The organism is Yinghuangia aomiensis (genome assembly GCF_039542225.1).
In the GTDB taxonomy this organism is placed as follows: domain Bacteria; phylum Actinomycetota; class Actinomycetes; order Streptomycetales; family Streptomycetaceae; genus Yinghuangia; species Yinghuangia aomiensis.
Window position 1 is genome coordinate 190,206 of sequence record NZ_BAABHS010000009.1, and the last position, 21,370, is coordinate 211,575.

Annotated in this window: 22 protein-coding genes; 14 read left to right on the top strand and 8 right to left on the bottom strand. The window is 74.1% G+C overall.

Going from position 1 to position 21,370, the window contains the following annotated elements; genetic code table 11:
• The first annotated feature begins 24 nt into the window (after positions 1-24).
• Positions 25-657 (top strand): TetR/AcrR family transcriptional regulator, encoded by a 633-nt coding sequence (locus ABEA93_RS14650; RefSeq protein ID WP_345675940.1) that lies wholly within the window; start codon positions 25-27, stop codon positions 655-657.
• Between the two features lie 4 nt (positions 658-661).
• Here ABEA93_RS14650 and ABEA93_RS14655 read toward each other — a convergent pair whose 3' ends face one another.
• Positions 662-1,348, bottom strand: a complete 687-nt coding sequence (locus tag ABEA93_RS14655) for a hypothetical protein (protein ID WP_345675941.1) — start codon at positions 1,346-1,348, stop codon at positions 662-664.
• 253 nt (positions 1,349-1,601) lie between these two features.
• On the opposite strand from ABEA93_RS14655, the gene ABEA93_RS14660 reads away from it, so the two are divergent.
• A complete protein-coding gene (locus ABEA93_RS14660) occupies positions 1,602-3,317 on the top strand; it encodes a glycoside hydrolase family 18 protein (protein WP_345675942.1) in 1,716 nt (571 codons plus the stop codon).
• A gap of 50 nt (positions 3,318-3,367) precedes the next feature.
• Here the strand turns inward: ABEA93_RS14660 and ABEA93_RS14665 are convergent, their stop codons facing one another.
• A complete protein-coding gene (locus ABEA93_RS14665; RefSeq protein ID WP_345675943.1) occupies positions 3,368-4,255 on the bottom strand; it encodes a transglutaminase family protein in 888 nt (295 codons plus the stop codon).
• A 91-nt stretch (positions 4,256-4,346) separates the two neighbouring features.
• Positions 4,347-5,342, bottom strand: coding sequence for a GNAT family N-acetyltransferase (locus ABEA93_RS14670; RefSeq protein WP_425584951.1), 996 nt, complete (start codon positions 5,340-5,342; stop codon positions 4,347-4,349).
• A gap of 168 nt (positions 5,343-5,510) precedes the next feature.
• Here ABEA93_RS14670 and fdxA point away from each other — a divergent pair, with 168 nt between their 5' ends.
• Both fdxA and dapC read left to right on the top strand, forming a co-directional pair.
• Complete coding sequence (fdxA, locus tag ABEA93_RS14675) at positions 5,511-5,834, top strand: ferredoxin (RefSeq protein WP_345675945.1); 324 nt, start codon at positions 5,511-5,513, stop codon at positions 5,832-5,834.
• Between the two features lie 83 nt (positions 5,835-5,917).
• A complete protein-coding gene (gene dapC / locus ABEA93_RS14680; protein ID WP_345676043.1) occupies positions 5,918-6,991 on the top strand; it encodes a succinyldiaminopimelate transaminase in 1,074 nt (357 codons plus the stop codon).
• Between the two features lie 158 nt (positions 6,992-7,149).
• Here dapC and ABEA93_RS14685 read toward each other — a convergent pair whose 3' ends face one another.
• Positions 7,150-7,551 carry a hypothetical protein gene (locus ABEA93_RS14685; protein WP_345675946.1) on the bottom strand — a complete coding sequence of 134 codons (402 nt, stop codon included), beginning with the start codon at positions 7,549-7,551 and terminating at the stop codon, positions 7,150-7,152.
• A 160-nt stretch (positions 7,552-7,711) separates the two neighbouring features.
• The gene (locus ABEA93_RS14690; protein WP_345675947.1) at positions 7,712-8,635 is read right to left on the bottom strand and encodes a VldE C-terminal domain-containing protein; all 924 of its coding nucleotides are present in this window, start codon (positions 8,633-8,635) and stop codon (positions 7,712-7,714) included.
• 24 nt (positions 8,636-8,659) lie between these two features.
• On the opposite strand from ABEA93_RS14690, the gene dapE reads away from it, so the two are divergent.
• The 3 genes from dapE (at position 8,660) to ABEA93_RS14705 (ending at position 12,283) form a co-directional block, all read left to right on the top strand.
• On the top strand, positions 8,660-9,736 hold the full coding sequence (gene dapE, locus ABEA93_RS14695) for a succinyl-diaminopimelate desuccinylase (RefSeq protein ID WP_345675948.1): 1,077 nt from the start codon (positions 8,660-8,662) through the stop codon (positions 9,734-9,736).
• Positions 9,737-9,831: 95 nt separating this feature from the next.
• Positions 9,832-10,599, top strand: coding sequence for an LOG family protein (locus ABEA93_RS14700; RefSeq protein ID WP_345675949.1), 768 nt, complete (start codon positions 9,832-9,834; stop codon positions 10,597-10,599).
• Between the two features lie 211 nt (positions 10,600-10,810).
• Positions 10,811-12,283, top strand: coding sequence for an alkaline phosphatase PhoX (locus ABEA93_RS14705; protein ID WP_345675950.1), 1,473 nt, complete (start codon positions 10,811-10,813; stop codon positions 12,281-12,283).
• Between the two features lie 159 nt (positions 12,284-12,442).
• On the opposite strand, the gene folP is transcribed toward ABEA93_RS14705, so the two are convergent.
• Complete coding sequence (folP, locus tag ABEA93_RS14710) at positions 12,443-13,315, bottom strand: dihydropteroate synthase (protein WP_345676044.1); 873 nt, start codon at positions 13,313-13,315, stop codon at positions 12,443-12,445.
• A 147-nt stretch (positions 13,316-13,462) separates the two neighbouring features.
• On the opposite strand from folP, the gene ABEA93_RS14715 reads away from it, so the two are divergent.
• Together ABEA93_RS14715 and ABEA93_RS14720 are read left to right on the top strand one after the other, a co-directional pair.
• Positions 13,463-14,059, top strand: a complete 597-nt coding sequence (locus tag ABEA93_RS14715; protein ID WP_345675951.1) for a DivIVA domain-containing protein — start codon at positions 13,463-13,465, stop codon at positions 14,057-14,059.
• Complete coding sequence (locus ABEA93_RS14720) at positions 14,056-14,640, top strand: DNA-3-methyladenine glycosylase I (RefSeq protein ID WP_345675952.1); 585 nt, start codon at positions 14,056-14,058, stop codon at positions 14,638-14,640. Before ABEA93_RS14715 ends, ABEA93_RS14720 begins: the two co-directional genes overlap by 4 nt.
• Before the next feature lie 60 nt (positions 14,641-14,700).
• On the opposite strand, the gene ABEA93_RS14725 is transcribed toward ABEA93_RS14720, so the two are convergent.
• Entirely contained in the window at positions 14,701-15,525 is an 825-nt protein-coding gene (locus ABEA93_RS14725) for an enoyl-CoA hydratase-related protein (protein WP_345675953.1), read from the bottom strand.
• A gap of 315 nt (positions 15,526-15,840) precedes the next feature.
• Between ABEA93_RS14725 and ABEA93_RS14730 the strand changes: the two genes are divergently transcribed.
• Positions 15,841-16,017, top strand: a complete 177-nt coding sequence (locus tag ABEA93_RS14730) for a DUF3117 domain-containing protein (protein ID WP_235057699.1) — start codon at positions 15,841-15,843, stop codon at positions 16,015-16,017.
• A 256-nt stretch (positions 16,018-16,273) separates the two neighbouring features.
• On the opposite strand, the gene ABEA93_RS14735 is transcribed toward ABEA93_RS14730, so the two are convergent.
• Positions 16,274-16,909 carry an O-methyltransferase gene (locus tag ABEA93_RS14735; protein WP_345676045.1) on the bottom strand — a complete coding sequence of 212 codons (636 nt, stop codon included), beginning with the start codon at positions 16,907-16,909 and terminating at the stop codon, positions 16,274-16,276.
• Positions 16,910-17,341: 432 nt separating this feature from the next.
• On the opposite strand from ABEA93_RS14735, the gene sigE reads away from it, so the two are divergent.
• The 4 genes from sigE to ABEA93_RS14755 all read left to right on the top strand — a co-directional run bounded on the left by sigE (position 17,342) and on the right by ABEA93_RS14755 (position 21,312).
• Positions 17,342-18,043: an RNA polymerase sigma factor SigE gene (gene sigE / locus ABEA93_RS14740; protein WP_425584952.1), complete on the top strand. Its 702-nt coding sequence runs from the start codon at positions 17,342-17,344 to the stop codon at positions 18,041-18,043.
• Positions 18,044-18,109: 66 nt separating this feature from the next.
• Positions 18,110-18,778 (top strand): anti-sigma factor family protein, encoded by a 669-nt coding sequence (locus ABEA93_RS14745; protein ID WP_345675955.1) that lies wholly within the window; start codon positions 18,110-18,112, stop codon positions 18,776-18,778.
• A gap of 527 nt (positions 18,779-19,305) precedes the next feature.
• Positions 19,306-20,670 (top strand): S1C family serine protease, encoded by a 1,365-nt coding sequence (locus ABEA93_RS14750; RefSeq protein ID WP_345675956.1) that lies wholly within the window; start codon positions 19,306-19,308, stop codon positions 20,668-20,670.
• Between the two features lie 219 nt (positions 20,671-20,889).
• Complete coding sequence (locus ABEA93_RS14755) at positions 20,890-21,312, top strand: sec-independent translocase (RefSeq protein WP_345675957.1); 423 nt, start codon at positions 20,890-20,892, stop codon at positions 21,310-21,312.
• The last annotated feature ends 58 nt before the right edge of the window (positions 21,313-21,370 follow it).

Below are 21,370 nucleotides of genomic sequence, written 5' to 3' on the forward strand. Positions count from 1 at the left end.
AGCCGAGTTCGCGGGCGTGCCGCGGTGACCGTCGCGACCGGACGGCGGCATGGCGGCGGCCCGGCCGGCCGCAAGCGCGCCGCGGTGGTGCGGGCGGCCCGGGAGCGCTTCCTGCGCGACGGGTTCGGCGTGACGGTCGAGGCCATCGCCGGTCACGCGCGGGTGTCCAAAGCCACGGTCTACAGCCACTTCGGCACCAAGGAAGAGCTGTTTGCCGAGGTCGTCGGCGAAGCGGTCGAGGAAGCCTGCCGCGAACCGTTCGAGACCATGCGCGAGTTCGTCCGGCGCGCCCCGGACGTGCGGGGCGCGCTCACCGCCGCGGCCCGAGCCTGGGTCGACGGCCTCGCCCGGCCGGACGTGCTGGCGCTCCGCGCGCTGGTCGCCGCGGAGAGCGCCCGCTTCCCCGAACTCGCCGGGGTCTGGCGCACGTACGGCCCGGACCGGCTCGCCGCGGCCCTCGCCGAACTGCTGCGCGGCGACCCCCGCCTGGACGTCCCCAACGTGGACGTCGCCGTGCTGCAGTTCCACGCGCTCGTCCTGTACCCGCACTTCGCGCACGGCGGCTACCCCGCGCCGCTGGACCCGGAGACGGCCGACGAGCTGATCGCCCGGGGCGTGGAGATGTTCCTGGCGTACTACGGCCGCGACGGCCGCTGACCCGTCAGTCCGACGGATAGATCTTCCCGACGTCCTGCGCCAGATCGAGGCCGAACGTGCGGTCGAGGTGCACGAGCGACTCGAACCGGGCCCCCGGAGCGACCGCCGCGTCGTGGCGCAGCGAGTCGGTCAGCGCCAGCGCCCGCGCGGTGTCGAGGTCGTCGTCCACCGCGGCGTGGATCGCGGAGATCCGGTCGAGCGGGATGGCGCCGGACGGCGCCTCGGCGAAGCGCGCCACGTCGGCCCGGAGTTCCAGCAGCCGGGTATGCGCCTCGGCGATGTCCGCGGGCCCCAGCGGAGTGCGGTCGCCGTGCCTCCGGTCCAGCAGCGCCAGGCGCACCGCGAGCGGATCCGCGTCCGGGAACGCCGGATGGTCGTGCATGGTGGCGAGGATGATCCGGTCGCCCTCGTCGTGGTCGTGCGGGCCGACGTGCACGTCGACCGCGCCGACCGTGGCGGTGGCCGACGGCGGGTGGATGTTGTAGCGGATCGGCTCGGCCACCGGAGGTTCGCCGCACGGGTGCGGCGCCAGCATCACCACCAGGTGGTGCCGTTCGGCGGCGCGGCGGACCAGGTCGGCGGTCACGGCGGCACGCAGCGAGCCGGGGCAGAACGCCACCGTCAACCGGCGGCCTCCCGCGGCCTGGACGGGCGTCTTCCGGCCGCTGCGGGCGTCGGCGAGTTGCAGCATAGGGGCACGCTACCCGCGCGGCACGGGTGTGCGGTGCCGCCGCGCGGGGCCGGAAGGGCCGCGCGGCGCGGCGCGGTGCATGATGCCGCATCGGGGGAACCCCGTGGCGCAGTGCGGCGTTCTCGTTGCGGGCGAGGGCAGAGCGAGTAGAGTCCTTGCGCCACCGACGGCGACCCGCGCGACGGACGGTTCACCCCCGCCGGGGGCTCCGGGGCCAACCCCCCGGATTTGTGCAGCACTTCGGAGGCAGGCCATGGCGCTGCGCCGCGCGAACGCGCCGCATTCGGATGCGGCCCCGGCACCGCGCGGCCGCCGGACCGGCCGGCTACGCGCGTCGCTTTCCGCCACCGCACGCGGCCGCCTCCGCTGGGGTGCCGTCGCGACCGTGCTCGCCGCCCTCCCGGCGGTCTTCGTGGTCGCGCTCGCGGAGGACGGCCCGCGCACCCGGCTCACCGCCGAATATGTGCGCACCGGAAGTTGGGCCACCGGCTTCAGCGCCCAGTACGTGGTGCGCAACAGCGGCGAGGACGCCGCGCACGGCTGGACGCTGCGTTTCCGCCTCCCGGCGGGCAGCGAGGTCGCGACGCTGTGGAACGGCCGCCTGGCGCGCGACGGCGGCAAGTACACGATCCGGGACGAGGAATGGAACCGGGTGCTGCGCCCCGGCGAGACCGCCGTCGTCGGATTCGAGGTTCGGCGGGTCGATCCGGGCGAACCGCCGACCGAACTGCCGTTGGAATGCACGATCAACGACCGGCCGTGCGGGCAGGCCGACACGGCGGCCGTGCCGTCCGCCGCGCCGTCGGCGGCCCCGCAGGCGAGCACGGTGTCGGGGCCGGGCCGGGGTGCGCCGCCGGAGCGGCCGGCCCCGACGACCGCGACCGCAACCTCGTCGGCGACCGGCTCGGTGCGGCCGGTGGTGCCGGCCGCGTCGGCGACGCCCGGGGTGTCCGGGGCCCCTGGGGGGACCGGGGCGGGGGCGACGCGGATCAGACCGTACGTCGACCTCTCCGCGCCCGGCTCGTTCGACCTGGCCGCGACGAGCCGGCTGACCGGGGTCGCGGACTGGACGCTGGCGTTCGTGGTCGACGGCGGCGACTGCCGGCCCGGGTGGGGCGGCGGGGTCCGCCTGGACGACCCGTCGGTCGTCCAGCGAGTCTCCGAACTCCGCTTGCAGGGCGGCGACGTGACCATCTCGTTCGGCGGCTCGGGCGGCAACGACCTGGCCGCCGGCTGCCGGACGCCCGAAGCGCTCGCCGACGCGTACCTGCAAGTCGTCGACATGTTCCGGGCGACCCACATCGACCTCGACGTCGAAGGCCGGTCGCTCGCCCGCCCGGACATCGTGGAACGCCGCAACCAGGCCCTCGTGCTGGTGCGCCAGCGCCTCGGCAAGGCCGGCCGCAACCTGCACCTGACCTACTCGCTGCCCGCGGGACCGGCGGGACTCGGCACGGAAGCCGTCGCCCTGCTGCGCGACGCCACCACCCGCGGCCTGAACGTCGACACGGTCAACCTGATGGCGATGGACTACGGTCCCGCCAACGCACCCAACCCGATGGGCCGCATGGCCCGCTACACCACCGACGCCGCCAACACGGCGCACGGCCAACTGCGCGGCGTGTGGCCCAACCTGACGGATGCTCAGGTCTGGCGCACGATGGGCCTGACGCCGATGATCGGCGTGGCCGACGTGCCCGGCGAGGTGTTCACGGTCGCGGACGCCCAGGAACTCGCCCGCTTCGCGGAAAGCCGGCACCTCGGCGCGCTGTCGTGGTGGTCGGCGGCCCGCGACCGCGGGTGCGGCTCGACGGTCGTGGCGCTGGGCGCGGCCGACCCGGGCTGCAGCGGCATCTCGCAGGCGCCGAACGCGTTCCTGCGCGCCTTCACCGGCACCGAATACGGCAGTTCGGCACCGACCGCACCGACCGCGCCGGCGGACGACGGCGGCGCGCCGGAGAAGCCCTAGCCGCGGCCGGGCCGACCGGACGCGCCCGGGGACGCGCCCGGGGACACGGCCTAGTTCAGCCGGGCGCGGGCCGCGCGGGCTTCCCGGCGCACCGCGTCCGCGAGTTCCCGGTCGATCGGCCCGACGAGGTCCGCGAACGCCTCCAATTCGGCGGCGCCGCCCGGGAAATCCCCGGTCTGCACGAGCAGCGCACCGCGCTCCCTGCGCAGCACCGCGGGATGCCGCGGGAGCAGCAGCGACAGCTCGACCGCCCACAGCTGCGTCCACGTGCGCTCCGGGACCGGCACCGTGACCGGCCCCCGGGCGGGAGCCATGGCCGCATGCGGTCCCTGGGCCCAGCCGCGGACGTTGTTGAGGATGCGCAGCAGGATCGCGTGCGGCGGGGCGGGCCGCAGCAGGTGCGGGTCGTCCGGCGACCCGCCCGCGGCCAGCGCGACCGCGCGGGCGTCGGTCTCGGTCATGAGCCGCCCGCCGTCGAACGGGTCGGCGAGCACGAACGCGGCGTCCGGGTCGCCGATGCCGACCACGAAGTGGCCGGGCAGGGCCACGCCGTAGACCGGCAGGCCGGCGCGGCGGCCCACCTCGGTCCAGACCGCGGACAGCAGGATCGGCAGGCCGCGCCGGCGCCGCAGCACCTGGTCGAGCAGCGACGACCGCAGGTCCCCGTAGTCGGCCTGGCCGCCCCGGAACCCGGCGCGGGCGCCGAGCACCAGCGCCAGGACCGCGGCGGCCCGGGACGGTTCCGCGTCGTGCGGCGGTTCGGCCAGCTCCGCGGCGACCGCCGCGGCGAGCCGGTCGAGCTCCGCCCGGCACGGCCCGAAGTCGAGCGACGGGTCCGCTTCGGCGCCGATCAGCAGGCACGCTTCGGCGAGGTCGACCGGTTCGCCGCGCACGACGGCGGCGAACCGCGCCCGGCGGGCGGCGGTGGGGTCGGTCACGGGCGCGTCTCCCTGCGGCGGCGTGGCGGAGCTGGGTGGTGCGGCGGAGCCGGGTGGTGCGGCCGACGGGTCCGGCGGCCGACGGGCCCGGCTAGGCCTGCGGGGGCTGCCGGTAGTGGTACCGGTGGTGATCCGCGAAGCCCAGGGCGTCGTACAGCGCGATCGCCGGGTCGTTGTCCGGTTCGACCTGGAGCCAACCGGTCGTGGCGCCCGCGTCGAGCGCCTCGGCGGTCAGCGCCTTCATGATGGCGCGCGCCAAGCCCTGCCGCCGGTGTGCGGGGTCCACCTCGACGGCCGCGAATCCGGCCAGCCGGCGGCCGGGGCCGGGCCCGGCGTCGCCGCCGACCTCGATCGCGCAGCGGCCGATCGCGACGGTCGCGCCGGTGGCGGCATCGCGTATCTGGGCGAACAGGGTGCCGGGCGGGCCCGCCAGCACGTGCCGCACCTCGGGGGAGAGGTCGTCCACCCGCCGGTACAGGCTCATCCACGCGTCGTCGAACGTGCCGGACAGCTCGACGCGGCTGTCGTCGACGGCGTCCAGCCGGTCCCGGGCCGCGGCCAAGCGCCCGGTCCGGAACAGCGCGGCGCGGACCGGTGTCCAGCCGAGCGCGGCGAGCGCGCGGTCTTCCGCATCGCCGTCGACGGTCTGGAACAGGCATGGCAGGCCGCGGTCGGCGTACCAGCGCTCGGCCTCCGCGAGTGCCGCGTCGAACGGCAGGCCGGGCTCGTCGAGCGCCAGCACCGAGTTGGCCCGGGCGGTGAATCCGCCGGCCGCCCGCAAACGCCAGCCGCCCAGCGCGGCATACTCGAAAGCAGGCCACGCCCGATCGGCTGCGGCCTGCAACAACTCCACCGGCAGAGCCGCCGGCCCTCGCGCCGGGACCGGGGGAACGACCTTCCCCGCAACCAGCGTGTGCTCGTCCACCCGGGTGATGCTGCCGTCCTTGCGGGTGATCGTGAGCACCCCCGCGGACCAGGCGTCGAGGACGCCGACCACGTCGCCGAACTGCGGCGGCGCGCCTTCCGGGCTCAGCCGGCGTCGAACCGACACCCGCCTTCCGACGTCGTGCGGTGTGATCCGGTTCACCTGCCGTACACCCCGATCTCTGCTGACCTGAGACGGTGATCTCTGCTGATATGGGCCCGCTAGGAGATAGCCCGGGACCACCGCGATACTAGTGACGGGCATCGACGTTGCCGCGCTCCCGCGCACCCGTAACGACCTGGCGGAGCCCGCCATGAGGAGGAATCCCACGTGACCTACGTCATCGCGCAGCCCTGCGTCGACGTGAAGGACAAGGCATGCATCGAGGAGTGCCCCGTCGATTGCATCTACGAGGGTGAGCGCGCCCTCTACATCCACCCGGACGAGTGCGTGGACTGCGGCGCGTGCGAGCCGGTCTGCCCGGTCGAGGCGATCTTCTACGAAGACGACGTGCCCGAGCAGTGGAAGGACTACTACAAGGCGAACGTCGAGTTCTTCGACGACCTGGGCTCCCCCGGCGGCGCCTCGAAGCTCGGTCAGATCGACAAGGACCACGCGCTGATCGCCGCGCTGCCGCCGCAGGCCGCGGAGTAGTCGTCGCTGTGACCGACACGCACAACAGCACCGCGCCGTCCGCCTCCGCCGAGGGGTGGGCGGCGCGCCGCGTCTCCGGACGGCTGCCGGAATTCCCGTGGGACCGGCTCGAACCGCTCAAGGCGAAGGCCGCCGCGCACCCGGACGGCATCGTCGACCTGTCGGTCGGCACGCCCGTCGACCCGACGCCCGCGCTGATCCGCGACGCGCTCGCCGCGGCCGCCGACTCGCCGGGCTACCCGCTGACCTACGGCACCGCCGCGGTCCGCGAATCCGCGGCCGGCTGGCTGCGCCGCCGCCTCGGCGTGGCGGCCGACCCGGCCGCGATCCTGCCGGTCATCGGCACCAAGGAACTCGTCGCGGGGCTGCCCGCGCAGCTCGGCGTCGGACCCGGCGACAAGGTGCTGCACCCGGCGCTCGCGTATCCGACGTACGACGTCGGCGCGCGGCTGGCCGGCGCCGAGCCGGTGCCGGTCGCGGACGGCGAGAAGCCGGACCCGGACGGTGTCCGGCTGGTCTGGATCAACTCGCCGGGCAACCCGCACGGCGCCGTGCGGACCGCGGACGAACTGCGCGAGATGGTCGCCTGGACGCGCTCGATCGGCGCGATCCTGGTGTCCGACGAGTGCTACATCGAACTGGGCTGGGACACCGAGCCGGTGTCGGTGCTGCACCCGGACGTGTGCGGCGGCAGCCACGACGGCCTCCTCGCGCTGCACTCCCTGTCGAAGCGCTCCAACCTGGCCGGCTACCGCGCCGGGTTCGTCACCGGCGACCCGGCGGTGGTGCGGGAGTTGCTCGCGGTGCGCAAGCACGCGGGAATGATCGTGCCGGGCCCGGTGCAGGAGGCGATGCGCGTCGCGTTCGACGACGACGCGCACGTGGCCGAGCAGAAGGCGCGGTACGGCGCCCGGCGGGCACTGCTGCGCGGCGCGCTGGAGTCGGCGGGATTCCGCATCGACCACTCCGAGGCGAGCCTGTACCTGTGGGCGACGCGCGACGAGGAGTGCTGGGACACCGTGGCGTGGCTGGCCGAACGCGGCGTCCTGGTGGCGCCCGGCGAGTTCTACGGCGCGGCGGGCACGCGGCACGTCCGGGTGGCGTTCACCGCCACCGACGAGCGCGTGGCGGCCGCGGTGGCGCGTCTCAAGGGCTGAGTTCCGAAGACCGAGCCCCGAGGGCCGGAGCCCCGGGGCCGAGTGTGCGGGGCGGTGCTCGGGGCGCCGCCCCGCACACTTTCGGGTTCCGCGGATCCCTCGGGGCGGTCCGGGGGTTCTCGGTCGGTGCAGACCGGCTGGCCCGGGACCGGCCGGGATCAGAAGAGCTGCGGAACCTCGCGCAGCGGCGTCGTCACGCCGGCCAGTGTCTCCGCCGCGTTGGTCTGGAGGTAGTGCTGGGTGCCCGTGGTGATCGCGTTGTCCGCGGACGGCATGGCGCTGTTGAGCCCCCGGTCGGCGGAGAAGCCCGCGATCGGCAGCGCGGGGCCGAGGCCCGCCTCGGCCGGGACCAGCACGGAGCCCGCGAGGCCCTCCCCGACCTGGTCGGCGATCCCCGTCGGCACCGCCAGGTCCGGCTGCGAAATGCCGGTGACGCCGTCGAGCGCCGGCACCGGCAGCTCCGCGGCGTGGGCGGCGGACGCCCCGATGATCAACGGCGCCGCGCCCGCGGCGGCCAGCAGCGCGGCCTGGACCACGCGGCGCGGGAGAGTGCTCGACATCGCGCTCCTCAAGAACTTTCGTACTTGCCGGGTCCCCGGCGTCCGGGCCGGTCGGGCACGGACGCCGGGTATATCGGCCGCGGCGCGGAAAGGTTGCGACGAAGCGGGCCATTCGCGAAACAGATCCCTCGTTCGGGTGAGGGCACCCGGGAGGCACTTGTCAGGACGGGGCGTCCGTGTAGCGGATCTGCACCTGCGTCGCGTCCGCGGGGGCGGCCTTGCCGCTGCCGGATTTGACGGTCTGCCAGCCGTCGCCGCCGTCCTCGCGCGTCCACACCTTGCCACCGTAGGAGACCTCGCGGATGCCCAGCTGCTGGGCGTGCGCGACGGCCCACGACGCGATCGCCCAGCCGCGGCCGTCGGTCTTGCCGGGCTGCACGGCCAGCGTGCCGGTGGCGTCGGCGACCGCGGAGTCCGCGACGGCCGGCTTGAAGTCCTTGGTGAGCGCGGTACGCAGCGGTGCCGCGGTCACCACGCCGGGCTTGGCGGCGAGGCGGCAGCTCAGCGTGGCCGGGGCACGGCCGGTGAGCGCGGCGGTCAGCGACACGGCCTTGTTCTCGTGCCGGGCGTAGGCGTCCGGGTAGGCGCTGCGCTGCACCTTCTGGGCGGCCTGGGTGAGCGGCAGGTCGGTGTAGTTCGGCACCTTGACCAGTGCGTCGTAGAACTTGCCGGACGCGTAGACGGGGTCCTGGAGCTGCGCCTGGGTGCCCCAGCCCATCGACGGGCGTTGCTGGAAGAGGCCCAGCGAATCGGCGTCGCCGTAGCTGATGTTGAACAGCTTGGACTCCTGCATCGACGTCGCCAGCGCGATCTCGATGGCGCGGTCGGGCAGCCCGCGGGCCTGGCCGACGGCGGCGATCGTGGCGGCGTTCGCGGCCTGCTCGGGGTCGAACGACAGCGTGTCCGACGCCCCTGAGGCATCCGGCACGGTGCACTCGTCGGAAGGGGTGCCGCCTCCGGGCAGCATCTTGACGACGACGACCGCCACGGCGGCGAACAGCCCGAGCACGACCAGCAGGGCGATCACCCAGCCGACTATGCCCGACCGCTCGTTCCGCTCTTCCGCACGCTTTCTCTGGCCCACACACCGAAGACTATGGTGGCGGGCATGCCTGCTGCTTTGGACTTGGCCCGCGACGCGGCCGACGTGACCGCGCAACTCGTCGACATTCCCTCGGTCAGCGGTGCGGAGAAAGCCCTCGCGGACGTGGTCGAGGAGGTGCTGCGGGCGCTGCCGCACCTGACCGTGCACCGGGACGGCGACGCGGTGGTCGCGCGGACCGACCTGGGCCGCGCGGAGCGCGTGGTCCTGGCCGGGCACCTGGACACCGTGCCGATCGCCGACAACGTGCCGTCGCGCCTGGACGGGCCGCGGCTGTACGGGTGCGGCACCTCGGACATGAAGGCGGGCTGCGCGGTCCAGCTGCGGCTCGCGGCGCATCTGACGGCGCCGAACCGGGACATCACGTACGTCTTCTACGACAACGAGGAAGTCGAGGCGTCCCGCAACGGCCTCGGCCGCCTGGCCCGCACCCGCCCCGAGTGGCTGGCCGGCGACTTCGCGGTGCTGATGGAGCCCACCGGCGGGGTCGTCGAGGGCGGCTGCCAGGGCACGCTGCGGGTGCGGATCACCACCGACGGGGTGCGCGCGCACTCGGCGCGTTCGTGGCTCGGCGACAACGCGATCCACAAGGCCGCGCCGATCCTGGCAGCCCTGGACGCGTACGAGCCGCGGGTGGCGCTCATCGACGGCCTCGAATACCGCGAGGGCCTCAACGCGGTCGGCATCGAGGGCGGCGTGGCCGGCAACGTCATTCCGGACGCCTGCGCGGTCACCGTGAACTTCCGCTTCGCCCCGGACCGTTCCGAGGCGGACGCGTTCGCGCATGTGCAGGAGGTCTTCGCGGCCGCGGCGGCCCGCGGCGCGACGATCGAGCTGACCGACACCGCCCCGGGCGCGCTGCCCGGGCTGGACCGGCAGTCCGCGGCGGAGTTCGTGGCCGCGGTCGGCGGGACCCCGCGCGCCAAGGTCGCGTGGACGGACGTGGCGCGCTTCTCGGCGCTCGGCGTCCCGGCGGTCAACTACGGCCCCGGCGACCCGGCGCTCGCGCACACCCGCGGCGAGTACGTGGAGGTCGCCGCCGTGCTGGAGGCGGAGGCCCGGATGCGGGCCTGGCTGGCCTGAGAACCGCGGGCCCGGCCGGTCCGAGCTGTCCGGGCCCGGCGGTCGGCGAACGGAAATCCCCACGTCGGGGGGCCGTCGGTGGCAGTGTGGTGCGCATGGACACGCGCTTCACCCCCACCGAGCCCCCCGAGTTCGCCACGCCCGCGGAATTGGCCGCGGTACATCCGAGAGTCCGGCATCTCGGCACCGAGGCATGGCGCGTGCTGCGCATCCAGTCGGAGTTCGTGGAAGGGTTCGGCGCGCTCGCCGAGCTGGACCGGGCGGTCGCCGTGTTCGGCTCGGCCCGCACCCCGGCCGCGTCGCCCGAGTACGTGCTGGGCGAGCGGGTCGGCAAGGCCCTCGTCGAGGCCGGCTACGCGGTGATCACCGGCGGCGGCCCCGGCGCGATGGAGGCGGCCAACAAGGGCGCCCAGGAGGCCGGCGGCACGTCGGTCGGCCTCGGCATCGAGCTGCCGTTCGAGCAGGGGCTCAACCCCTACTGCGACATCGAGCTGAACTTCCGGTACTTCTTCGTCCGCAAGACGATGTTCGTGAAGTACTCGCAGGGTTTCATCGTGCTGCCCGGCGGCATCGGCACGCTGGACGAGCTGTTCGAGGCGCTCACCCTCATCCAGACCCGCAAGGTCGTGCACTTCCCGCTGGTCCTCATCGGCGTCGACTACTGGACCGGCCTGATCGACTGGCTGCGCGAGCGCGTGGTGGCGAGCGGCAAGGCGTCGCCGACCGACCTCGAGCTGATCCACATCACCGACGACATCGAGGAAGCGGTCCGTGTCATCGTCGACGCGGACAAGCTCCTCGACCAGACCGAGGTCGCCGCCCAGCGCGCCAAGGCCGCCGCGGAGCGCCGCGCGGGCAGCTGACCCCCGCCGGGCTCGCCGGATCCCGCCGGATCCGGGGCATCCGCCGGATTCCTCTGCTCGGCACCCGTCCGCCCGGCCGCGTTCACCGGGCGGACATCACCGCGCGGGAACGTGTGAGCGCCCCGGCGCATCGGACACGCCGGAGCCGAGGACGCGCACGACCCATCAGTGCGCATCCGTTCCCGCCGAGCAGGTCCGAGCAGGAGAAACGATGCCCCAGTCCAGTGGCGTGTCCCGCCGCGGCTTCCTCGGCCGCTCCGCGGTCGTCGGCGCCGGTATCGCCTTCGTCGGCAGCACCGAGATGCTGCTGGCCCCCGGCGCGTCCGCCGCGCAGGGCGGCAACGACCAGGGCGAGGACCGCAACGGAAACGGCCGCGGCCCGCGCCCCGAGTTCGGCTACGGGCCGCTGGTCGCCGACCCGGCCGGGCGCCTCGCGCTGCCCGCCGGCTTCTCGTACCAGATCGTCACCCAGGCCGGGGTCACCAAGCTGGAGTCGGGCCACCCGACGCCGAGCAACCACGACGGCACCGGCGCGTTCAACCGGCACGGCGGGGGGACCGTGCTGGTGAACAACCACGAGCTCGGCGGTCTGGTCGACAAGACGCCGCTGCCGGTCCCGCACATCGACGGCTACGTGTACGACCCGGCCATCGCGGGCGGCTGCACCGTCGTCGAGGCCGACAAGCACGGCCGCCGCATCCGCGAGTACGTCGGCGTGGCCGGCACCTCGACGAACTGCGCCGGCGGCAAGACCCCGTGGGACACCTGGCTGACCTGCGAGGAGACCGAGACGCTCGCGGGCCAGAACGGCGCCACCAAGGACCACGGGTACGTCTTCGAGGTCGACCCGTACGACACCCGCGCGAACCGCGACCCCAAGCCGGTCAAGGCGCTCGGCCGCTTCGCCCACGAAGCCGCCGCGGTCGACCCGTGGCGCGGCCACATCTACCTCACCGAGGACGCGGGCAACCCGAACGGCCTGCTCTACCGCTGGGAGCCGCCGCGCGGCTTCCGCGGCGGCCGCGGCCGGCTCAAGGGCCTCGCGGACACCGCGGGCACGCTCGCCGCGATGAAGGCCGTGGACGCGTCGGGCAAGCACGTCGACGACCTGTCGCGCGCCACCGAGATCGGCACCACCTACGCGGTGTCCTGGATCCCGGTGCCGGACCGCGACGCGCGCACGGTGTCGGTCCGCAAGCAGTTCGCCGACACCGACATCACCCGCGGCCGCAAGATCGAGGGCACGTGGTGGGGCGACGGCGGCGCGTACGTCGTCACGAGCTTCGCCCGCGCCGAGAGCCCGGTGCAGCACGACGGCCAGGTCTGGTTCTACGACCCGGCCCGCCGCACGCTCGCCCTCAAGCTCCGCTTCGGCGTCAACCCGAACCCGGCCGTGGACGGCGCGTTCGACGGCCCGGACAACATCACCGTGTCGCCGCACGGCGGCGTGGTCCTCGCCGAGGACGGCGACGGCATCCAGCACCTGGTCGGCGCGACCAGCAAGAACCGCGCATACCCGCTCGCCCGCAACGACGTGAACGAGGGCACCGCGGACAAGCCGGAGTACAGCGAGTTCACCGGCCCGACCTTCTCCCAGGACGGCCGCATCCTGTTCGCCAACGTGCAGACGCCGGGCACCATGTTCGCGATCACCGGCCCGTGGCGGCACCACGCCGATCTCTGATCCGAACCGGGGACCGGAACGCGGCCGGAAGGGGCCGCGGCACGGCGTGAACGCTTCGAGGCGGAGGAGTTCACGCGACGGGGGAAGACCGGAGGGGCTTCGCGCGGGGGCGCGGAGCCCCTCCGGCACGCCATGCTTCCGGCACGTCCCGCGGGGCCGCTAGGCCAACGCGCGCCGGGCGACCGCCGGTTCGCGCGTGCCTTGGATGGTGGCCACCATGTCGAGCACCTGCCGCGTCTCGCGCACCTGGTGCACGCGGTACAGCCGGGCGCCGAGCCACGCGGACACCGCGGTCGTGGCCAGCGTGCCCAGCAGCCGCTCGTTCACCGGCGCGTCGAGCGTCTCGCCGACGAAGTCCTTGTTGGACAGCGACACCAGCACCGGCCAGCCGGTCGCGGCCATCTCGCCGAGCCGCCGGGTGGCCTCCAGCGAGTGCCGGGAGTTCTTCCCGAAGTCGTGCCCCGGGTCGATGACGATCGCGTCCCGGCGCACGCCGAGTGCGAGCGCGCGTTCGGCGAGGCCGACCGTGACGTCCAGGATGTCGGCCATGACGTCGTCGTAGCCGATCCGGTGCGGGCGGGTGCGCGGCTGGGCCCGGCCCGCGTGCGTGCACACGATGCCGACGCCGTAGCGGGCGGCGACCTCGGCGAGCTTGGGGTCGACCCCGCCCCACGCGTCGTTGAGCAGGTCCGCGCCCGCCTCGCAGACCGCCTCGCCGACCTCGTGGCGCCAGGTGTCGACGCTGATGACGACGTCCGGGTGGCGGCGGCGCACCTCGGCGACGAAGGACACGGTGCGGCGCATCTCCTCGGCGGCGTCCACCTCGGCGCCCGGGCCGGCCTTCACGCCGCCGATGTCGACGATGCCCGCGCCCTCCGCGACCGCGCGGTCCACGGCTTCCAACGCGGGGCGGTCGTCGAACGTCGCGCCCTTGTCGAAGAAGGAGTCGGGCGTGCGGTTCACGATCGCCATGATCACGTGCTCGTCGTCGCCGAATTCGCGTCGTCCCAGCCGCAGCGTCGCCACCGGCATCCTCCAGGTCGTGGTTTCCGGGCAGCCCGTGGTTTCGAGCGGTTCGTACGCCGCCGGGCGGACATCCCCACCCCAGATCGTGGCACGATCGTCCCGGGTACGGCCGACAGGGGGCTCGTACACGCGGTGCCGACAAGGGGAGTGTCCGTGTTCTGGATCCAGCTGGTCGTGGTGACCGCGGTGGTCTTCGTGGTCGCCGCCGTCGTGCTCGGCGCGGGCGGCTCGCTGCCCGACGCCTACCAGGACCGCCCGGACCTGTCGTGGACCCCGGACAAGCCGCTGACCGTCGAGGACGTCGACCGGGTGCGGTTCCCCGTCGTGCTGCGCGGCTACCGGATGAGCGAGGTGGACTACACCCTCGACCGGCTGAGCGCGGAACTCTCCGCCCGGGACGCCCGGATCATGGACCTGGAGTACCGGCTGGCCGGGGTGGTGCCGGCGGGGGTGGCCGGGGCCGCGGTGGCGGTCGGCGCGGCCGTGGGCGCGGCCGGGTACGCCGGCGCGGCCCCGGTGGGGCTGGAGAAGCAGGCACCGGAGGCGGCCGGACGGCCCGAGGCGGCCGACGAGGTCGGTGTGGACGCTGCGGAGACCGTGGGGGCCATGGGGGCCGTGGAGGCGTCGGAGGGCGCCGGGGCGCCGGGCGGTGCGGCCGAGCCGCAGGCCGCCCCCGAGGACGCGTCCGCCGCGGCGCAGGACGCCGCACCGCAGGACGCCGCGGCGCCCAAGGACGAGGAGCAGGCGTGACGGTTCCGGGCGGGGTGGTGGTCGGCGAGGACGGGCTCGCGCGCTGTCCGTGGGGGCTGAGCACCGAGGACTACGTCGCGTACCACGACGAGGAATGGGGCGTGCCCGTCCACGGCGACGACGCGCTGTTCGAGCGCCTGTGCCTGGAGGCGTTCCAGTCCGGGCTGTCGTGGATCACGATCCTGCGGCGCCGGGAGGGCTTCCGGACGGCCTTTGCCGGATTCCGGATCGACAAGGTCGCCGCGTTCGACGAGACGGACGTGGCGCGGCTGCTGGCCGACCCGGGGATCATCCGCAACCGGGCCAAGATCGAGGCGTGCATCGCCAACGCCAAGGTCGCGCAGGGCCTCGCCAACGGCGGCCTCGACACGCTCATCTGGTCCCACGCGCCCAAGCGCCGCGGCAAGGCGCCGCGGACCGTCGCCGACGTGCCCGCGGTCACCGACGAGTCGACGGCGCTCGCGAAGGACCTGCGCAAGCGCGGGTTCACGTTCGTGGGGCCGACGACGGCGTACGCGATGATGCAGGCCTGCGGGCTGGTGGACGACCACCTCAAGGCGTGCCACGCGCGGCGGATCTGACCGTCCGCCGCTTCCGGCTTCGCGGCCGGCCCGGGCGGAGGTCCCGGACCGGCCCGCGGCTCACTTGCCGGTGAACTCCGGCTTGCCCTTCGCGAGGAAGGCGTCGACCGCGATCCGGTGGTCGGCGGAGCGGCCGGCCTTCAGCTGGAGTTCGTCCTCCTTGGCGAGGGTCTCCACGATCGAGTGGTCGGCGCCGTAGGCCAGGGCTTCCTTGATCGCGCCGTACGCGACCGTCGGACCCGCGGCCAGCTTGGCGGCCAGCGCACCCGCCTCGGCGGCCACGTCGGCGGCCGGGACGACCCGGGTGGCCAGGCCCAGCTCCAGCGCCCGCGCCGCCGGGATGGTCTCCGGCAGCATCAGCAGCTCGGTCGCGCGGGCGTGGCCCACCAGGCGCGGCAGCGTCCAGGACGCGCCCGAGTCGGCGGTCAGCGCGACGCCCGCGAAGGCCAGGTTGAAGCCCGCGGTGTCGGCGACGACGCGGAAGTCGCACGCGAACGCGATGGCCGCGCCGGCGCCCGCCGCGACCCCGTTGACCGCCGCGACGACCGGCTTCTGCATCGTGGCCAGCGCGGTGACCAGCGGGTTGTAGTGCTCCTTGACGGTCGCGAAGGTGACCTCGGGGCTGACGTCCAGCAGCTCGATGTGCTGCTTGAGGTCCTGGCCGACGCAGAACGCCCGGCCGGTGCCGGTGAGCACGACCGCGCGCACGTCCGGGTCGTCCGCGGCGCGCAGCACGGCGTCGCGCAGCGCCACCTTCGTGTCGGTGTCGAGGGCGTTCATCGCGCCGGCCCGGTTGATCGTGATCGTCGCGACACCGTCGGCGGCGGCGTAGAGGACGTTGTCGGCGGTCTCGGGGGTCTCGGTCGCGGAGGACTTCTCGGCCACGCAAATCTCCTGGTACGTGAGGGCGGCAGGGCGGGTGCGCGGGCGCATCCGGTGGGTTCAGCATGCCGGACGGCCTCCGCCGCGCCGTCGCGGCCCCCGGGCCTCGGCGGGTGCCGCACAGGTCGGAACACCCGGTGCGGGGACGGCGGATGGACCGCTCGAACCGGCCTGCGAGAGGCGCGCGGGAGGCCGTCCCTGACCGATGTTGCTCATGCCGCCGCCGAATGCGGGATAATGGCTCCTGATCAATGCGCTCGAAGACCGGTTGCCGGTTGTGCAGCCGGTGTGTCGATATGTGCGGGAAGGGGAACGAGCATGGCGGCCATGAAGCCGCGGACGGGCGACGGCCCGCTCGAGGTGACCAAGGAAGGGCGGGGCATCGTCATGCGCGTTCCGCTTGAGGGCGGAGGGCGGCTCGTGGTCGAGCTGACCCCCGACGAGGCGGGTGCGCTCAGCGAGGCGCTGGCGAACGCCACGGGCGCGAAGGCCTGACCTCGGATCGAGCCGCTGCGGCGGCTCGGCCCGTGCCGCCCTCGGCGGCGTCACGATGAGCAGCGGCCCCGGCCGGTATGTGTTCAGGGAGTTTTCCCGCGATCGGAAGATCCGGGACGCATCCGTGAGAACGTACCGCCCGGGGCCGTCGCATGCCCGAAAACGGCTGCCCGGGCGGCCGCGGAGTTGCCGATACCGCTCCGGTTCGGATCAGGAGCGGGTCGGGAGCGGGTTCGTCGGCGGGTCGGGATGCGGGTCAGGTGCGCTTGACCGCGCAGAGCAGGCCGTCGCCGACCGGGAGCAGCGTCGGGACGAACGCGTCGTTCTCGCGGACGCTGCGCAGCACGTCGCGGACCGCGGTGGTCTCCGGGTCGCGGTGCGCGGGGTCGGCGACCCGGTCGTGCCACAGCGCGTTGTCGAAGCAGACGACGCCGCCGGGACGCAGCAGGCGGATGGCTTCCGCGAGGTAGTCGCCGTACTCGGCCTTGGACCCGTCGGCGAAGACGAGGTCGTAGCCGCCGTCGGCGAGCCGCGGCAGCACGTCGAGGGCGCGGCCCGGGATGAAGCGGGCGCGGCCGCCGGAGAATCCGGCTTCGGCGTAGGTCTCCTTGGCGATGCGCTGGTGGTCCGGCTCCAGGTCGACCGTGGTGAGGACGCCGTCCGGGCGCATGCCGCGGAGCAGGTAGACGCCGGACACGCCGGTCCCGGTGCCGATCTCCGCGACCGCGCGGGCGTCGGTCGCGGCGGCGAGGAACGACAGCGCGGCGCCGCCGCCGGGGCTGATCGGCGTCACGCCCACCTCGCGGGCGCGGTGGCGGGCTTGCACGAGGATCGCGTCCTCGCCGCCGTACGCCTCCGCGAAGTCCCAGCTCGCCTGGCGGTTGCTGGAGATGGCTCCTCCTCACGTCGGGACGCCGATGGGCCGCTACTGATCGTCAGCAATCGTCAGTAATCGTCGGGAATCCTCGGAACCGGACCGTCGCGGGACGGGACGACCGGATGCGGCAAGAGTAGTAGAGCCCGGCGCACGCCACCGTGGCGAGCCACACCCCCACCCGCATCCCCGCCGGCCCCGGGGGTCACACCCGGCGGGGGGCGGGGCGCCCCGCGGGCGGCCGAGGGGGCCGGGAACCTCGGGGCGGGGTGGGTCGTTGGTCCTTGTGGAACAGGCAAATACGCAGGTTCGCATGGGAGAAGGAGCGCCGGGCGCACTTATCCGGGCTTAACAGGCAGGTTGTCTATGGTGGTTGCGCTACTCGAAAGAGGAGGTGTGGCAATGGACGGCAGTCGCGAGGATCAGACCGTTTCTCGCGCCGCTGCGCCGATGCCGAATCCCGTGGCCGACGCCGCAAACGCAATCACCGAACGCCCGACCGCCCCCGCACCCGCCGCCACCGCGGCAGGCACGGGGGATTTCGCGCAGCCAGGCACCGAGAAGGGCACGATCGCCCGCCCCGGTGCGGATGCGTGGACACCGCCGTCGTGGGAGGACATCGTCCGCACCCACTCGGCGCGCGTCTACCGCCTCGCCTACCGCCTGAGCGGGAACCCGCACGACGCGGACGACATCACGCAAGAGGTGTTCGTCCGGGTCTTCCGTTCGCTGTCGAGCTACACGCCCGGCACGTTCGAGGGTTGGCTGCACCGGATCACCACGAACCTGTTCCTCGACATGGTGCGCCGTCGTCAGCGCATACGGTTCGAAGGCTTCGCCGAGGACGCCGCCGAGCGGATCCCCGGGCGCGAGTCCTCGCCCGCCCAGCTGTACGACGACACGCACTTCGACGCGGACATCCAGCAGGCGCTCGACGCGCTCGCCCCGGAGTTCCGTGCCGCGGTCGTCTTGTGCGACATCGAGGGCCTGTCGTACGAGGAGATCGCCACCACGCTCGGTGTGAAACTCGGGACCGTCCGTAGCCGCATCCATCGCGGCAGGTCCCAGCTCCGGGCGGCGCTGCGGCACCGTGCCCCCCGGACTTCCGCGGACCGCGAGGAGACCCCGGGGTGGGCATCGGTGCAGAGATGAGGGCACCGTGAACGTTGGTTCGCACGCCGGGGTGGCGTGTCCGGCCGAGGCTGGAGGCGCAGAACGGTGAACCACCCCGAGGACAAGCTCGCGGCATACGTCGACGGCGAGCTTGGACACGAGGCCAGGGAGAAGGTGCTGGCCCACTTGGCGCAGTGCGCCGAGTGCCGCGCCGAGGCCGAGGAGCAGCGGCGCGTCAAAGCGCTGCTCGCGACCAGTGCCCGCCCGGAGCCCTCCGGCGACCTGATGGCCCGTTTGCTCGCGCTGGGTGCCGGCGATGCCGCCGGCGGCCCGGGTGGCGGGGGAGAAGAGGCCGCCCCTCCTCGCGTCGCGGGGGCCGTCCCGCCCCCTTCGCAGTTCCAGAACCGGGCCCCGGGTTTCGCACGGCCGCGCGGCGGGAGTTCGGGCCCGCGCGCCGGACGGCCGACGACGGCGCCGAGACGCGTCAGGCCCCCGGTCAGCAAGCGGCGGCTCACGTTCGCCGCGGCAGGGGCGTTCTCGATGATGGCGATGGCGCTGGGCAGTGCGGTGATCCCGGGTAGCCCCGGCAGCGGCTCGTCCGGCCGCCCGGCGGGGCCGGTGGTCGAACGCAACCTCGTCGAGCAGGCCGCCACGGTGGCGGGGCTGCCGAGCCCGGGCGGCAGGCCGGACGCGTTCCCGGCCACGTCGGCCGCCCCGGTGGGCCGCACGCTGGCGATGGCGTCGGCGACGGAGTCGGAGCACGCGCGGCACTGACCCGCGCTCCGATAACGAGTAGCACCAAGCGGAGAAGACGAAGCGGGTACCGGCCGGGCCGGTGCCCGCGACTGACGTGTGCGGACGTATGCGGCGCGGGTCCCGGTGGGCGCGTCCGGTCTCCGGGGCGCGTCGGCCTGCGCGGCGGGGCATCTCCGCGCGTGCGGGCTGTCGGGCTCCCGCGCGTCATCCGACCGGACGTGTCCGGCTGCGGCATTCGGCCGACGCGTTCGGTCGCCCTTGGCCGGCTGCTCGGTTGTGGCCGCGGGCTGCGGAATTCCGGGCGGGGAGCGGGCGCGGGGCCGTACCGTGCGGCTTCGGCGAATTCCGGTGGTGCGGATCGCCTGCGGTGCGGCTGGGGCAATCCACGGAACATCGCCGCTTCGCGCGACGACCCCGTTCTGCGTATTGCCCGCGGGCCGGGGACACTTGTGCTCGGTGTGTGGCGTGGTGGACGGGGCCGGCGCGGTCGGCCCGGCCGGCTGGTCCGAGGCGGGTGCGTCCTCGGCGGTGACGGAAGGCGCAGGATGAGCGACGAGGTCGGCGGCACGGCGGGCGGTCCCGAGGGCCGCGGCGAGGACGCGCCGGACGGTGCGTGGGGCTTTCCGCACCCGGCCGGGCAGCCGACGGTGCCGCCGAACGCCGGGCCGCCGTACGCGCAGCCGGGCCCGCCGCCCCCGCCGGTGAATCCGGCGAACCCGGCCGGCGCGGCGCCGCCGCCGTACGGCCACCACCCCTACGGCCACACGATGTACGGCGCCCCCGCGACCGTCGCCGAGCCCCCGCGCGCACCCTTCCGGCTGACCTGGCGGATCGCCGCCGGCCTCGGCCTCGTCGCGCTGGCCGCCGGGGCCGCGGGCGGCGGTCTGGGCGCGTGGTTGGCGGACCGCGACGAGCGGTCCGTGACGCTGCACCAGCCCGCCGCGTCGGGTCCGCCGCGGGCGCGCGACTCGGTGGCCGGGCTGGCCGCGGGCACGCTCCCGGGCGTCGTCTACATCCACGCGTCGAAGGGCGGCAAGCAGGCCACCGGCACCGGCTTCGTGCTGGACAAGGGCGGCGACATCCTCACGAACAACCACGTGGTGGCGGACGCGGCCGACGGCGGCACGATCCGCGTGGTGTTCAACGGCGGCGAGCAGGTCGAGGCGAAGGTCGTCGGCCGGGACACCGGGTACGACCTCGCGGTGATCCGGGTGACGGGCGTGCAGGGCCTCGCACCGCTGCCGCTGGGCAACTCGGACACCGCCCAGGTGGGCGACCCGGTGATCGCGATCGGCGCGCCGTACAACCTCGAAGGCACCGTCACGTCGGGGATCATCAGCGCGAAGGACCGGGCGGTGAGCGCGGGGGGTTCGGGGGACGACGTCTCGTACATCAGCGCGTTGCAGACCGATGCGCCGATCAACCCGGGCAACTCCGGCGGACCGCTGATCGACGCGTCGGGCCGGGTGATCGGGGTGAACTCGGCGATCCGGTCGGCGGACAGCGCGGACCCGTTCGGCGGCGAGTCGGGTGCGGGCAGCATCGGCCTGGCGTTCGCGATCCCGATCAACCAGGCGAAGCGGGTCGCGCAGCAGCTGATCGACAACGGCAAGGCCGTGCACCCGGTGATGGGGGTGTCGCTGGACACCGGCTACGACGGTCCGGGCGCGCGGGTCGTCGACAAGTCCTCGAAGGGCGCCCCGGTGCGCGCGGGCGGGCCCGCGGACAAGGCGGGCATCAAGCCCGGCGACGTGGTGATCGCGATCGACGGGAAGAAGGTCGCCGGCGCCGAGGAGCTGATCGTCGCGGTGCGCACCAAGGCGCCGGGCGACACGGTGACGCTGACCGTGCAGCGGGAGGGCAAGGAACTGCAGCTGCCGGTGAAGCTGGAGGGCGAGGACGGCAGCTGAGCCGCCGGAGCGCCGCGGGGCCGCCCTCGGCCCCGCGGCATGACCGGGGGATGACGTCGGCATGACAGCGGGGTCACATCTTCGGGTAAATCGGGCATTTCGGTCGACCTTTGGGTGGTTTGATCGAGGGGGACGGTGCCGGTCGCCGGGATCGGCAGTTACTGTGGTTGGGGTCCGGTCGGCCGACCGGGGGCCCTTGCCGCGCAGCGTGGAGTCCAGGTGTTCGACGTCGGTCCATTGGAGATGGTCGCGCTCGTCGTGCTGGCGGTCGTCATTTTCGGCCCGGACAAGCTGCCGAAGATGGTGGCCGAGGCGGCCCGGACGATCCGCAAGTTCCGCGAGTTCTCCACCAGCGCACGCGAGGACCTGCAGAAGGAACTGGGTCCGGAGTTCCAGAACATCAAGTTCGAGGACCTCAACCCGAAGACCTTCGTGCGCAAGAACCTGATGGGCGACGACGACGCGTTCGGCCTGAAGGAACTCGGCCAGATGGGCACCGACCTGTCGAAGGACCTGCGGTTCGACCCCAACACCGACGTCGGCACGGGCACCGCGGCGAAGCCCAGCGCCATCTCGATGGAGAAGAACACCGCGCGGGTCCAGCCGGGCGAGCGCCCGCCGTTCGACCTTGACGCCACCTGAGCCACGGCCCCGTATCCGGCCCCTGGGCGGGCCGCATCGGCCACCTGGGCAACGGACC

Coding starts and splice junctions, on each gene's coding strand:
- ABEA93_RS14655 (WP_345675941.1), bottom strand. CDS start 1,348: ATGCTGCAACTCGCCGACGCCCGCAGCGGCCGGAAGACGCCCGTCCAG.
- ABEA93_RS14660 (WP_345675942.1), top strand. CDS start 1,602: ATGGCGCTGCGCCGCGCGAACGCGCCGCATTCGGATGCGGCCCCGGCA.
- ABEA93_RS14685 (WP_345675946.1), bottom strand. CDS start 7,551: ATGTCGAGCACTCTCCCGCGCCGCGTGGTCCAGGCCGCGCTGCTGGCC.
- dapE (WP_345675948.1), top strand. CDS start 8,660: ATGCCTGCTGCTTTGGACTTGGCCCGCGACGCGGCCGACGTGACCGCG.
- ABEA93_RS14700 (WP_345675949.1), top strand. CDS start 9,832: ATGGACACGCGCTTCACCCCCACCGAGCCCCCCGAGTTCGCCACGCCC.
- ABEA93_RS14705 (WP_345675950.1), top strand. CDS start 10,811: ATGCCCCAGTCCAGTGGCGTGTCCCGCCGCGGCTTCCTCGGCCGCTCC.
- folP (WP_345676044.1), bottom strand. CDS start 13,315: ATGCCGGTGGCGACGCTGCGGCTGGGACGACGCGAATTCGGCGACGAC.
- ABEA93_RS14730 (WP_235057699.1), top strand. CDS start 15,841: ATGGCGGCCATGAAGCCGCGGACGGGCGACGGCCCGCTCGAGGTGACC.
- sigE (WP_425584952.1), top strand. CDS start 17,342: ATGCCGAATCCCGTGGCCGACGCCGCAAACGCAATCACCGAACGCCCG.
- ABEA93_RS14750 (WP_345675956.1), top strand. CDS start 19,306: ATGAGCGACGAGGTCGGCGGCACGGCGGGCGGTCCCGAGGGCCGCGGC.